Annotated in this window: 10 protein-coding genes and 1 pseudogene; 3 read left to right on the forward strand and 8 right to left on the reverse strand. The window is 47.6% G+C overall.

Going from position 1 to position 13,480, the window contains the following annotated elements; genetic code table 11:
* The first annotated feature begins 1 nt into the window (after nucleotide 1).
* The gene (locus M1D59_RS02630) at nucleotides 2–2,185 is read left to right on the forward strand and encodes a DNA topoisomerase III (protein ID WP_458118036.1); all 2,184 of its coding nucleotides are present in this window, start codon (nucleotides 2–4) and stop codon (nucleotides 2,183–2,185) included.
* 158 nt (nucleotides 2,186–2,343) lie between these two features.
* On the opposite strand, the gene M1D59_RS02635 is transcribed toward M1D59_RS02630, so the two are convergent.
* From M1D59_RS02635 to M1D59_RS02645, 3 genes are read right to left on the reverse strand one after another with little or no spacing between them, the layout of a single operon-like run.
* Nucleotides 2,344–3,261, reverse strand: a complete 918-nt coding sequence (locus M1D59_RS02635) for a prephenate dehydrogenase dimerization domain-containing protein (protein ID WP_025810087.1) — start codon at nucleotides 3,259–3,261, stop codon at nucleotides 2,344–2,346.
* The gene (pabB, locus tag M1D59_RS02640; RefSeq protein ID WP_458117759.1) at nucleotides 3,258–5,354 is read right to left on the reverse strand and encodes an aminodeoxychorismate synthase component I; all 2,097 of its coding nucleotides are present in this window, start codon (nucleotides 5,352–5,354) and stop codon (nucleotides 3,258–3,260) included. The genes M1D59_RS02635 and pabB overlap by 4 nt, the downstream gene beginning before the upstream one ends.
* Nucleotides 5,323–5,712 carry a chorismate mutase family protein gene (locus M1D59_RS02645; RefSeq protein ID WP_025810086.1) on the reverse strand — a complete coding sequence of 130 codons (390 nt, stop codon included), beginning with the start codon at nucleotides 5,710–5,712 and terminating at the stop codon, nucleotides 5,323–5,325. The genes pabB and M1D59_RS02645 overlap by 32 nt, the downstream gene beginning before the upstream one ends.
* 996 nt (nucleotides 5,713–6,708) lie before the next feature.
* Between M1D59_RS02645 and M1D59_RS02650 the strand changes: the two genes are divergently transcribed.
* Complete coding sequence (locus M1D59_RS02650) at nucleotides 6,709–8,430, forward strand: pyruvate oxidase (protein WP_458117760.1); 1,722 nt, start codon at nucleotides 6,709–6,711, stop codon at nucleotides 8,428–8,430.
* A 138-nt stretch (nucleotides 8,431–8,568) separates the two neighbouring features.
* Nucleotides 8,569–9,174, forward strand: a pseudogene (locus tag M1D59_RS02655) (lytic polysaccharide monooxygenase auxiliary activity family 9 protein); the annotation flags it as partial.
* Nucleotides 9,175–9,293: 119 nt separating this feature from the next.
* Here the strand turns inward: M1D59_RS02655 and M1D59_RS02660 are convergent.
* From M1D59_RS02660 to aspA, 5 genes are all read right to left on the reverse strand, one after another.
* A complete protein-coding gene (locus M1D59_RS02660) occupies nucleotides 9,294–9,545 on the reverse strand; it encodes a hypothetical protein (protein WP_020450232.1) in 252 nt (83 codons plus the stop codon).
* Nucleotides 9,546–9,616: 71 nt separating this feature from the next.
* Nucleotides 9,617–10,168: a GNAT family N-acetyltransferase gene (locus tag M1D59_RS02665; protein WP_020450233.1), complete on the reverse strand. Its 552-nt coding sequence runs from the start codon at nucleotides 10,166–10,168 to the stop codon at nucleotides 9,617–9,619.
* A 53-nt stretch (nucleotides 10,169–10,221) separates the two neighbouring features.
* Nucleotides 10,222–11,502: an Nramp family divalent metal transporter gene (locus M1D59_RS02670; protein WP_020450234.1), complete on the reverse strand. Its 1,281-nt coding sequence runs from the start codon at nucleotides 11,500–11,502 to the stop codon at nucleotides 10,222–10,224.
* 182 nt (nucleotides 11,503–11,684) lie between these two features.
* Nucleotides 11,685–11,945, reverse strand: a complete 261-nt coding sequence (locus M1D59_RS02675) for a GlsB/YeaQ/YmgE family stress response membrane protein (protein ID WP_020450235.1) — start codon at nucleotides 11,943–11,945, stop codon at nucleotides 11,685–11,687.
* 94 nt (nucleotides 11,946–12,039) lie between these two features.
* Entirely contained in the window at nucleotides 12,040–13,461 is a 1,422-nt protein-coding gene (aspA, locus tag M1D59_RS02680) for an aspartate ammonia-lyase (protein ID WP_216921840.1), read from the reverse strand.
* Between the last annotated feature and the right edge of the window lie 19 nt (nucleotides 13,462–13,480).

Below are 13,480 nucleotides of genomic sequence, written 5' to 3' on the forward strand. Positions count from 1 at the left end.
CTTGTCTAAAACAGTCGTTTTAGCAGAAAAACCTTCAGTCGGCCGTGACTTGGCCCGCGTGCTGAAGTGTCATAAAAAAGGAAACGGATATCTTGAAGGCGACCGCTATATCGTGACATGGGCGCTCGGCCATCTGGTCACATTGGCGGACCCTGAAGGATACGGAAAGGAATTCCAGTCTTGGCGGCTTGAAGATCTGCCAATCATCCCCGAGCCTTTAAAGCTCGTCGTCATTAAAAAGACCGGAAAGCAGTTTCAGGCGGTTAAATCGCAGCTGATCAGAAAAGACGTCAAAGACATCGTCATAGCAACCGATGCCGGCCGGGAAGGCGAGCTTGTCGCCCGCTGGATCATCGAAAAAGCAAAGATTACGAAGCCATTGAAGCGCCTGTGGATTTCATCGGTCACAGACAAAGCGATTAAAGACGGATTTAAAAACTTAAAGAACGGCAAAGACTTTGAAAACCTTTACCATTCAGCCGTGGCTCGAGCTGAATCCGATTGGATCGTCGGCATCAACGCGACGAGGGCGCTGACAACGAAATTCAACGCCCAGCTTTCCTGCGGACGCGTACAGACGCCGACATTGGCGATGATCGCGAAAAGAGAGGAAGATATCAAGAACTTTAAACCCGTCCCTTATTTCGGCTTGCGTGCAGCGGTTGACGGTATGACGCTGACGTGGCAGGACAAGAAGACGAAGCAGACCCGCACTTTCAACGCGTCTGTGACGTCACAGCTTGCAGGAGCGCTGCAAGGCAAACCGGCCGCTATCGTCGACTTGAAAAAAACGGCGAAAAAAAGCTTTGCCCCCGGACTTTATGATCTGACCGAGCTGCAGAGGGACGCCCATAAACGCTACGGATTTTCCGCAAAAGAAACGCTGTCCGTTTTGCAGAAGCTCTATGAGCAGCATAAGCTCGTCACCTATCCGCGGACGGACTCAAGATTTCTTTCTAATGACATCGTCCCTACGCTGAAAGACCGTTTGGAAGGCATGCAGGTGAAGCCTTATGCTCAGCATGTGACCCGGATCTTAAAGCATGGCGTTAAAGCCAATAAAAGCTTTGTTAACGATGCGAAAGTATCCGATCACCACGCGATTATTCCGACGGAAGAGCCGCTTGCGCTCGGTGCGTTAAGCGAAAAGGAAAGAAAGCTTTACGATTTGATCGCGAAGCGCTTTCTCGCCGTTTTAATGCCGCCGTTTGAATATGAAGAAACTAAAGTGTTTGCCGAAATCGGTGGAGAAACCTTTACGGCAAAAGGGAAAACCGTTCAGTCGCAAGGCTGGAAAGCGGTGTACGATTTCGCAGACGAAGATGATGACGAGGAAGAAAAGGATCAACCCCTTCCTAAACTCGCAAAAGGCGACACGCTGTCCGTCCGGTCTTTGACAGAGACGAAGGGTGAAACAAAACCGCCGGCGCGGTTTAATGAAGGAACATTACTGTCTGCGATGGAAAATCCGGCCGCATTTATGCAGGGAGAAGAAAAAAACCTTGTGAAAACTCTCGGAGAGACGGGCGGACTCGGGACGGTGGCAACACGCGCCGACATTATCGAAAAGCTGTTCAACACATTCCTGATCGAGAAAAAAGGAAAAGATATCTATATCACCTCAAAAGGAAAACAGCTCCTTGAGCTTGTTCCGTCAGATTTAAAATCTCCTGCCCTCACCGCTGAATGGGAGCAGAAGCTGTCAGGCATTGCGAAAGGAAAACTGAAATCCTCCGCCTTTATCAAAGAAATGAAGGAGTACGCAAAGCAGACGATCAGAGAAATCAAAAGCAGCAATCAAACGTTTAAGCATGACAATATCACAGGGACCCATTGCCCTGACTGCGGAAAACTGATGCTGAAAGTAAACGGCAAACGCGGCACAATGCTCGTCTGCCAGGACAGGGAGTGCGGCCACCGCAAAACAGTCGCCAAACAGACGAACGCCCGCTGCCCGAACTGCCATAAGCGCATGGAACTGCGAGGACACGGAGAAGGCCAGACATTCGCCTGCGTCTGCGGCCACAGAGAAAAACTCTCCGTTTTCGAAAAGCGCAGGGCAAAAGACAAAAATTCAAAAGCATCAAAACGCGATGTACACTCCTACATGAAAAAGCAAAACAAAGATGAGCCAATCAACAACGCGCTCGCCGAACAGCTGAAGAAGCTGAAGCTTGATCAATAATCATCAAACAGCCTGCCGGAAACGGCAGGCTGTTTTAATGTGACCAAATATCACAAAACTAGCGAACTTGTCAGTGGAAAAGTCGCGAATCTACACGATATTTTCATACTTCTATTTATCCCGGAAAGCTGTTCAAAGGAATCAGTTGTTTATAAAATTCAATTAACCGGGGGATTGGTTTGGCTGTGCTTTCCCTCCTTTGGTGCGATTGGCCCTTCAAAGATACTAGTACAGAGATCTTGGTAATGGGCTATTTCAGATCCAAATACCTCTCGGGATTTACGCATCAGTTCGGTGAATACGGACTGATCCCTCACCGATTCATTCAACGATGCAACTGCTTCAGCCAGTGCAGCACGAGCCGTCATTGCTTGGTGGTTCACGGATTGGACGTCCCAATACACATCCGGTGTTCCAGAACTAATCCGTGCCAGTAGCGCAAGCATAGTTGCATGCGGAGGGGGTGCAAGAGAACCAAGTTTTGCAATGTCAACATCTAATTCTGCGAGCGCCAATCCAAAGGTGAGTATCGCTGCATGAGTGAGTGCCTGCAAAGCCGCGGCCAATTGATCATGCTCCTCAGCTTCTAATAGCACCGGACGACCTTTCCAATCTAAAATCATCTGAATCAAATGACTTCCTTTAGGCCCATCGTTTTGAACGATGACAGCTACCGGTCTACCCACGATACTAAGGCTGGGAGCAAACATAGGGTTAAGACCTATGCTTTCGAAAGGCAAACCCAAAGCGTGTATTTTGTTAAATATGGGTGATTGTACAGAAAGAGTGTGCGCCAAGAGAGAATCAGGCTTCATTAACGTCCCGACAACTTTTACTGCTTGAAGAGCCGCGGTCTCTGGTAAAGCGAGCATCACCATGTCGGCCTTTTGGATCTTATCTTTGGCCTGTGGAGTCGGAACCGTAATGTCACATTTCATGAATTGTCGACGAACAGAAGGAGGATTCATATCGATAATACATACTTCAACACCCGATTCTTCAAGAAGGTCTGCAAACATCCCGCCAACGCCGCCGGCTCCTCCCGCAATCACACACTGCCTTATTTCCTGACTCATCTTGAACCTCCCACTGCAGAGACTTCCGCTGCTGCGATAGCTGAGACCATAGCTCGCGCTTTAACCTGAGTTTCTTTGAATTCCTCTTCTGGATCTGACAATGCTACGATCGCTCCTCCGACACCAAAAGTCGCCTTGTCATCGGTCACAACAACTGTGCGGATAACAATACTAAGATCCGCAGCTCCACTCAGTCCAAACCAGCCGAGGCTGCCCGAGTAGACACCGCGGGGGCCCTTCTCGAGTCGGTCTATGATTTCCATCGTCCGAATTTTCGGAGCACCGGTCATCGAACCGCCTGGAAAAGCAGCGCGGACGCAATCAACCGTTGATTTGTCCGGACGTATAGTGCCGCGAATCGTCGAGATCAACTGGTGAACTGGTGCATATGTTTCTACATCGAAAAGCTTAGGTACATGAACAGATCCTATTTCACAAACAGTGTTAAGGTCATTTCTGACTAAGTCAACGATCATTAAGTTCTCTGCGAGATCTTTTTCATCACTTAGCAACTCATTTCGTAATTGGTGATCTTCAGCAGAAGTCCTGCCTCTCATCCGGGTACCCTTGATCGGTTTGGACTCAACGATACGATCAGCACCGATTGAGAGGAACCGTTCCGGAGAGGCACTTAGTACTGCTGCATCCGCAAAGTTTAAAAATGCCCCATAGGGAACCGGACTGATTCTTCTCAGATGCGTATACGTAATCCAAGGATCTATAGGGGTATAAACAGTTGCGGAATTAGTCAAACATATCTCATAGGATTCACCATTACGGATTTCTTCTAAGCAATTGTTGATCAGTTGAAGATAAGAAGGCCGGTTATGCCGAAACTCGATTGGGATATTGTGGTCTGGCACGGATGTAAGGACTGAATCCTTGTCCGAATCGTTTGCTGCAGCAGGAATGTCATTCAAGATTCGCTCTGCCGTATTTAGCCAGTTGAGTGCTTGCTTATCCTCATCCCCAGTCGAAAGACACAACAGATAGGCTTCCTGTTCAAGATGATCAAAAACAAGCATGCGGTCAACGAAAAGCAGGGCTGCATCAGGAATCTCAGATTGATACCGGCTGCTCCCGCAAGTTTCAGCTTTTAGCTCATAGCCAATGTAGCCCACATAGCCGAGATTGAAGTCAAAGGGAAGGCCTTCCGGAGTAGATGTTGCCCGACGGCAGATTTGCTCATCAAGATAATCATAAAATGACTGTTGAATGAACTCCGTCTCTTGACCCGAACGTTGTACTTTTACAACACCCTCTGCTACTCTATAGGTCAAATATTCAGCATTCTCTCCCGCACCATCGCCAAGATAGGAAAATCGTGACAAGCCTTCGATGACACTGCTGCTGTCAAGCCAGAATCCATGAGGTGCATCAGCAAATAGTGTCTGGTAACTTAACTGAGCGTCAGGAAATCCCGATAATTTTCGAAAATGGATCCGGTAGAAATCGCTTTTAGAATGGGAAGGCTCCTTTAATTTGGGAGACGGTCTGGATCGTTCAGTGCGCTTCGGAGTCAGGTCTCTAAAGTTGGCAAGCAACTCGTGCCCATAATGACTGCAGATTGACTCGGGGTGGAATTGCACACCCCAAATCGGCAGATTGCGGTGTCGAAGCCCCATAATCAACTCATCTTTTGTCCACGCAATCGCTTCCACATCATCACCCAGATCAGTAACGACAAGGGAGTGATAGCGTACGACAGAGAACTCAGGAGGAAGCCCGTCAAAGATATCAACCCCTGAATGGTGAATGACTGATGTTCGTCCATGCATAGGCTCAGAAGCGTGGTTCACCTTCCCGCCAAACAAATGAGCTATGCCTTGATGTCCAAGACAGACTCCGAGGACTGGCAGCTTAGCTTCTTGAATAATAGTTGCATTAATACCAAAGTCCTCAACCCGTTCCGGTCGACCGGGGCCTGGGGAGATCACGATGTTGTCAATCTCATCAATCGGCACTTGTGACCAGTCCACATCATTACAGACAACTATTGGCGGTCGGCCATTTACTTCGCCGATCAATTGATACAGGTTGTAAGTAAATGAATCATAGTTGTCAATTAGAAGTGTTTGTATCCCTGCCCCCATTAAACAATTCCTCCCTTTTTCTTTTTTGGCCGGCCAGGCTTGAAGAAATGTCCTGTCTCCGATTTTCTGAATGGTCAATTACGATATCCTCAACCCTGCACGTTTCAGAAATAATGAGCTCATAAAGGTTACGCAAAAACTCTTGACTTAAACCATTCTCGTCAGCGTATCGAGCTGCCCGTTCCTGGACAAAGTTAATTCGGTGCGGCTGCATCATCGGAATATTATACTCGCGTTTGTATAATCCAATCTTAATGCAGCATTCTAAACGTTCTTTCAATGTATCCAACAGTTGTTCATCAATACGATCAAGTTTTACACGCAGGCCCTCAAGCCCCTTTTCTATTTCTGATAACATGTAAATGCCTCCAATTCTAAATTCTTTTGATAAAAGAGAGGGACTTTACCTTGACGATCCGCGTCTCTCCTTTTCACCCGAAACTTAGACTATGAAGTATACGGTTAATAAGATAAGAAGATTTGAGTGTTTCGACTATAGTTTCTGTGAAATTACCTTCAGATCGCAACAACCGAATCTCGAAGACAGATGGCTTCCACAGCACTTGAAACTGATAATCTGCAGCATTATGAATACCTAACGTGCCGAGGAGACTTAACAAGCGGATTGAAATTGTCGTGGTATCTGCATTAATAGAATAGACCAGCTTGTCCTTCTAAAATGGAGTAACCTTGATACAATGCCGCATGACAGGTGGATTCACATACGTACGAGCACTGCTGACCCAACAGATCAGGATGATTGGATAAACAATCCAGTATCAAATGCTAAAAATTTTATAAAAGCAGATTATAATAGTTGCCGCCACGACCACCCCTGTGTTTGACGAAGGATTTAACAATCTTAACTTTCATCGATGCTATGCAAATTCGGTTTATTTCTGTTAAATTATAACTCCGAACCTAAATTATAACAATTTAAATATTAAAAAAAGTTTCAACACTTGTGTGAATGAACTGCGCCGCAATTGCTCTAAAGGATGAAGACCAAATGAAAAGGCATGAGTGCCATACAATTCCGGACTCATGCCAGTCTAACCGCTTCATGACATTTTATTGTCTAACTTCGCTGGGGCATATCAAAATGAGTGGCAGCCTTTTAGTAGATTTGATCATGTATACATGGAGTGGTGCTTAGGATAGGTGCCGCCGGATTTACCGGGCATGGCTTCAAGTTCAGCAGTGTGGCGGAGAGATCTTTATGCGAGATGAGTACGGCTGGGAACACAAAGCATGAAACAGCCGCTGTCGTGGTTTCCTTCACTTTCGTCAGCATGCCGGATCACGTTTCCCGGCAGCGAAAAAGTGGTATGGAAGAAACAAAGGAGGACGTGATATGGCAAACAAAACCGCAGGAAAAGTAGCTGCAGAACTGCTGAAGGAATGGAATATTGATCATGTTTACGGCATGCCGGGGGACAGCGTCAACGAATTTATCGATGAATTGCGGCATGAAGAAAACAGCCTCCGCTTCATTCAAGTGCGCCATGAAGAAACCGCTGCTCTCGCTGCTGCAGCTGATGCGAAGCTGACAGGCAAAATCGGCGTCTGCCTTTCGATAGCGGGCCCGGGTGCCGTTCATCTGCTGAACGGATTGTATGACGCGAAAGCTGACGGGGCGCCTGTGCTGGCGATTACAGGGCAGGTGTCTTCAAATGAAATCGGAAGAGATTACTTTCAGGAGATCGGTCTTGAACGAATGTTTGAGGATGTGGCTGTCTTTAATCAGCAGGTTCATTCGGCCGAAGCCCTGCCTGACCTTTTAAATCAGGCGATCCGTACCGCCTACAGCCAAAAAGGGGTCGCCGTACTGAGCGTATCCGATGATCTGTTTGCGGAAAAGATTAAGCGGAAGCCGGTTTATACGTCTGCGCTTTATATTGAAGGCGATCTTCAACCGAAGCAAAGCCAGATGATGCAGTGTGCACAATTGATTAATCATGCGAAAAAGCCGGTGATTTTAGCCGGAAAGGGAATGAAATCGGCAAGAGATGAGCTGCTCGAGTTTGCCGATAAAGCGGCCGCACCGATCATCGTTACGCTCCCCGGGAAAGGAGTCGTACCCGATCGGCACCCGCACATGCTCGGGAATCTCGGACACATCGGTACAAAACCCGCATATGAAGCGATGGAGGAAAGCGATCTGTTGATCATGCTGGGGACTTCTTTTCCGTACCGCGATTATCTTCCGGAAGATGCGCCGGCTATTCAGCTTGATAACAACCCGGCGAAAATCGGCAAACGGTATCCTGTCACCGCCGGCCTTGTCTGCGATGCGAAAAAAGGGCTTATGGAACTGACGAAAACCATTGAACGGAAATCGAACCGCGCATTTTTGGAAAGCTGTATACAACATATGAGGAAGTGGCGCTATGAAATTGAAAAAGACGAACAGGTGGCGACAGAACCGCTCAAGCCTCAGCAGGTGATTGCAAGGCTTGAGGACGCAGTCGCCGATGATGCGGTCCTGTCCGTTGACGTCGGAAATGTGACGGTTTGGACGGCGCGCCATTTTAATATGACCAATCAGGATTTTCTGATTTCAAGCTGGCTTGGCACGATGGGATGCGGTCTTCCAGGCGCGATTTCCGCAAAGCTTTCCAATCCGGAGCGCCAAGCTGTAGCCGTGTGCGGAGACGGCGGCTTCAGCATGTCCATGCACGATTTTCCGACTGCTGTCAAATATGACCTGCCCATTGTTGTCGTGATTTTAAATAATCAGAACTTGGGAATGATTCAATATGAACAGCAGGAAAAAGGGCATGTTAATTATGCAACAGCGCTCGAAAATGTCGATTATGCCAAGTTTGCCGAGGCCTGCGGCGGGAAGGGCTTCAGCGTGACAAAGCACGAAGAGCTCATTCCGGCTTTGAAAAATGCCTTTCAATCACAAAAGCCGTCGATTATCGATGTGGCCATAGCAGATGAACCACCGCTTCCGGGAAAAATATCTTATACACAAGCTGTCAACTACAGCAAATATATGATCAAAAAACTGGTTGAGAAAAAAGAGCTCGACTTGCCGCCGCTGAAAAAAAGTTTAAAAAGGATTTTTTAGTATGATGCCAAGGGAGATCGTCCCTTGGCTTTATCATGTTCAGATGTTAAAATTTGATGGATAGTATTGGGATATCCGCGTTTTTTCTTTTTGCATCAAAACCCGTCTCAACACAATAAAAAGAGAGGGGATTGAAACGTGGATTATTTTAAGAAAAGTACCTTCAGTACAGCTTTCATACTATCAGCCGGATTGCTGTTGATGTCAATCATTCCTCAGCACGCCTTCGCTCATGGTTTTGTCGAAAAACCAGGGAGCAGAGCGGCTCTGTGCAGTGAGGCTTACGGACTTCTCAATCTGAACTGCGGAAGCGTGATGTATGAGCCGCAAAGCCTGGAAGCGAAAAAAGGGTTTCCGCATGACGGCCCGGCAGACGGACAAATAGCATCCGCGGGCGGACTGTTCGGCGGGATTCTTGATCAGCAGTCGGAAAATCGCTGGTTTAAACATATCATGACCGGCGGAGAACACACCTTTACCTGGACATATACCGCCCCCCACAACACCAGCCAATGGCACTACTATATCACCAAAAAAGGCTGGGATCCTGACAAACCGCTAAAGCGTGCAGATTTCGAACGGATTGGAACCGTTCCGCATGATGGTTCCCCTGCATCCCGCCATTTATCTCACCAAATTTACATTCCAGAAGACCGCTCCGGGTATCATGTGATATTGGCCGTTTGGGATGTGGCTGATACTGAAAACGCTTTCTATCAGGTGATCGACGTTGATCTAGTGAACAAATAAAGCCCAGTAGTCTGAAAACCGATTTGTGAATCAGCGGGTTTTGGTGCAAACAGAGAAAATAAGTAATCAAAAACCCCGGCATGTTTTGGGAAAGCCGGGGTTTTTGGTATTCGTTATTTCTTTTTCTTCATGGCGGCAGCCATGAACGGCAGCAGGGTGCCGAACAGCATTGTGCCGCCGAAGAAATTCCCGAGGTAAGGCTGTCCGATCAGGTAACAGACGGCAAATACAGCCGCAGCAAGACCGATCATGATATAGCCTGGATAAAACCTTTTTTTAAAGCTTGTCCGCTGGGTCACCCGGAAAAATATCAGCCCGATGACGAGCGGGACAATCCATAGGTAAAACAGTATAAATACTTTCATAATCAAAACTCCATATTTTTTTATCTATCATACCAGATTGCAGTGTAAAATGCGTGTGACAAATCCCGGACTCATTTGCTGCGGGCGAGGTATTCCTCCTTCAGGAGCCCGTATACGAAATGGTCGGCGAAGTGGTCGTGGAGCCACTCGCATTGCCTGAGGCAGCCTTCTTTCGTGAAGCCGAGCCTTTCCGGAATAGCCTGGCTTTTTACGTTTTGAACAGCGGCTCTAATTTCAATTCTGTTTAAATCGTATTCGCTGAAAAGCGTGTCGATCAGCGCCCGGCAGGCATCAGTCATCAGCCCTTTTCCTTGAAAAGGCTCCCCCAGCCAATAGCCGATCGAAGTCGTACGGTTGATCCAATTGATATAATGGAGTCCGATGATTCCGGCAAAATGGCCTTGATGCCATATTCCCGCTTGAAACCCGTTGTTCGCAGCGGCCTGTTTCATGCATTCTTCGATAAAAGCTTCGGTATCCTCCAGCTGCTTTGTGCCGTCCACCCAAAACAGCCATTTCCGCAACACATCTTTAGACTGCTGGATCTGCATATAAACTGCTTTGGCATCTTTTGGTTCGAGCATTTTTAAATAAAGATCATCACGCACCATTAATTTAAACATCCAGAATCCCCCTTTTCTTCAGTATAATATAAAAAAGCCGACCAAGGTCGGCTTTAACCAGAAAATGTATCGTAAATCAAGAAAATATTAAGGGCGACGATTAAGGCGGCGATCAGCCAGGAGACGGCTGTTATCCACTTCGCATTTTTCAGGCTCCCCATAATGCGTTTATTGCTCGTAAATAAGATAAGCGGGATAAGGGCAAAGGCGATCCCGAATGACAGGACGACCTGGCTCAAGACAAGAGCGGTTGTCGGATTTACCCCTGAAGCAATAATAGCGATAGGCGGCAACATCGTAATGAACCGTCTTAAATAAAGCGGAATCCTGAAATTAATGAAGCCCTGCATGATAATATCTCCTGAAAGCGTTCCGACAGACGAACTTGATAAACCGGCGATTAACAGGCCGACGCCGAACAGTACGGCGGAAAGCGGACTGACCATGCTGCTGAAGTGGCTGAAGGCCACATCAAGGTCTTCGACAAAAATGCCGTTCTTATAAAACAGTGCAGCGGCGACGATCAGCATGCTCGCATTGATTGCTCCGGCAATCAGCATGGCGATTAAAATGTCGATGAACTCAAACCGGAATATCTTCTTCTTTTCCGCTTCCGTTTTTCCGATCACTCTCCGCTGGGTGAGAGCGGAATGGAGATAGATGGCGTGCGGCATCACGGTCGCTCCCAAGATTCCCGCCGCCAGCAGGATGCTGTCTGCACCATCGAAGCGGGGAACAAACATGCCCTCCAAAACCGAACCGATATCAGGTTTTGCAAAAAAGGTTTGAAAGGCAAAAGCGATCACGACGATGAACAGCATTCCTGTTATCGCCGCTTCTAGCGGCCTGACGCCGCGCCTTTGCAGTTCCAAAATCGCGAAAGATCCGGCGGCTGCAATAATCGATGCTTCAAGCATCGGTATGCCGAACAGCAAGTAGAGACCGAGAGCAGCTCCGATAAATTCAGCCAAGTCGGTCGCGATCACGACAAGCTCTCCCTGAATCCACAAGCCGATGGAGACCGGTTTAGGGAATTCTTCCCTGGCGACTTCGGGCAGATTTTTACCCGTTGCAATTCCGAGCTTGGCAGACAGCGACTGAATCAGCAAAGCCATAATATTTGAAAAAAGAATCACCCATAAAAGCAAGTAGCCGTATTTCGAACCAGCCGCGATATTTGTGGCGAAATTGCCGGGATCAATATAAGCTATAGCCGCGATAAACGCCGGACCCAAAAAAGGGAGCAGCCTTTTGAAGCCTTTGCTTTTTCCGTCTAGTGCATCTTGAGCTTCTTTTGATATTTGCGAGTGTTTGGACAAATCGTGACTGACCATTTGATTCACCTAGATTCTCAGTTGTTTTTCCTTGTACATAAAAGTTTCCTTAGTGCAAAAATTATATCATCATCATATGCCCGCGATGATCAATTGTCAACCATAAGATGTTATAGTATATGCGCGAACGGTTTCGCCCAAACAAAAAACCAGCACCGCTTTTGGGCGATGCTGGCCGGATATTATGCCTGAGAACCCATTCTCCCGCGGAAGATTAGGTTTAAAATGAAGACGAGAATTGCGGCTCCGATTATCGCCGGAAAGATGGCGAATCCCGCAATATCAGGCCCCCACGTTCCAAGCAGCCCGTGGCCGATCCAGGCTCCGATAAAGCCGACAACCATGGAGCCGATAATACCTCCTGGTGCACCGTGGCCTCCGATTGCGCCTCCTATTAAACCGATGACAATCGCTACGATTAAAGAAACGAGAAATCCTAACATTGTCTTTCCACCTCTTTCAATTGATTTATATTAAATGTATAGCCCGTCTCGGGCGTCTATAAACGCTTGAAAGCATATTGAGAAAGACGGCTGGCTATTCCTCGAGAAGCGAAGCGCCTGCGATGCCCGGATGCGTCATTTCATACGGATCCAGAATGAGATCCAATTCTTCCTCTGTCAAAACATCATGAAGTAAACACAGCTCGCGCACGGATTGTCCTGTGGCGATCGCTTCTTTTGCAATTCGTGCGGCAGCTTCATAGCCGAGGTGCGGATTGACGGCCGTAATCGTTCCTACGCTTTTTTCGACGAATTCTTTCAGCCTGATCTCATTCGCTTCAATCCCGGTGATGCAGTAATCGGTAAATACGCGAAATCCGTTGTTCATGATTTTAATCGACTGCAGCAAATTAAAGACGAGTACGGGCTCCATCACGTTTAACTCAAGCTGCCCCGCCTCTGATGCAAGGCAGATGGTATGATCGTTGCCGATCACCTGAAATGCGATCTGGTTCATCAGTTCAGGCATCACCGGATTCACCTTGCCGGGCATGATGGAGGAGCCGGGCTGGCGGGGCGGCAGCCGGATCTCGGCAAGCCCTGCCCTCGGGCCTGACGCCATTAAACGCAAATCGTTGGCGATTTTGGACATGTTCATCATGCCGACTTTCAAAGCAGCCGATACTTCTGTGTAGGCATCCGTATTTTGTGTGGCATCGACAAGATGGTCTGCGCCTTTCAGCTGATAGCCGCTGATATCTGAAAGGTGTTCGACAACGCTTTGAATATATCTCGGATCAGCGTTTAAACCTGTGCCGACAGCGGTGGCCCCCATATTGACTTCATAGAGATGATGCTGCGACTGCCTGATCCGCTGAATATCGCGTTCGATGACCCGGGAATAGGCTTCGAATTCCTGACCGAGCCTGATCGGAACGGCATCCTGAAGATGAGTGCGGCCCATTTTGATAACGGAATCGAACTCCTCCGCTTTTTGGCGGAAGGCATCCAGCATATGTTCCATCGTCGATATAAGCTGTCTTAAGTGATTCAATGTGGCCAGATGAATGGCTGTCGGAAACACATCATTCGTTGATTGGGCCATATTGACATGTGTGTTCGGGCTTAAATGGAAGTAATCACCTTTTTCTTTTCCTAAAAGCTCCAAACCTCTGTTTGCGATAACTTCATTTGTATTCATATTCATTGAAGTGCCGGCGCCGCCTTGAATGGGGTCGACAATAAAATGATCGTGCCAGAGCCCTTCCGCTATTTCGCCGGCCGCTTTTACAATGACTTCGCCGAGCTCTTTATATAAACGTTTAATATCCATATTGGCGAGAGCCGCCGCTTTTTTGACCATTGCCAAAGCTTTAATCAGCTCTTCATCAATCCGGTAGCCTGTAATCGGAAAGTTCTCCACGGCCCTCATGGTTTGTACGCCGTAATAGGCGTCAGCCGGAACTTCTTTTTCGCCTAGAAAATCCTTTTCGATCCTGGTTGCTTTCGTATCCATGGCAAAACCTCCGTAGGTT

The organism is Bacillus sp. PK6-026 (assembly GCF_054161455.1).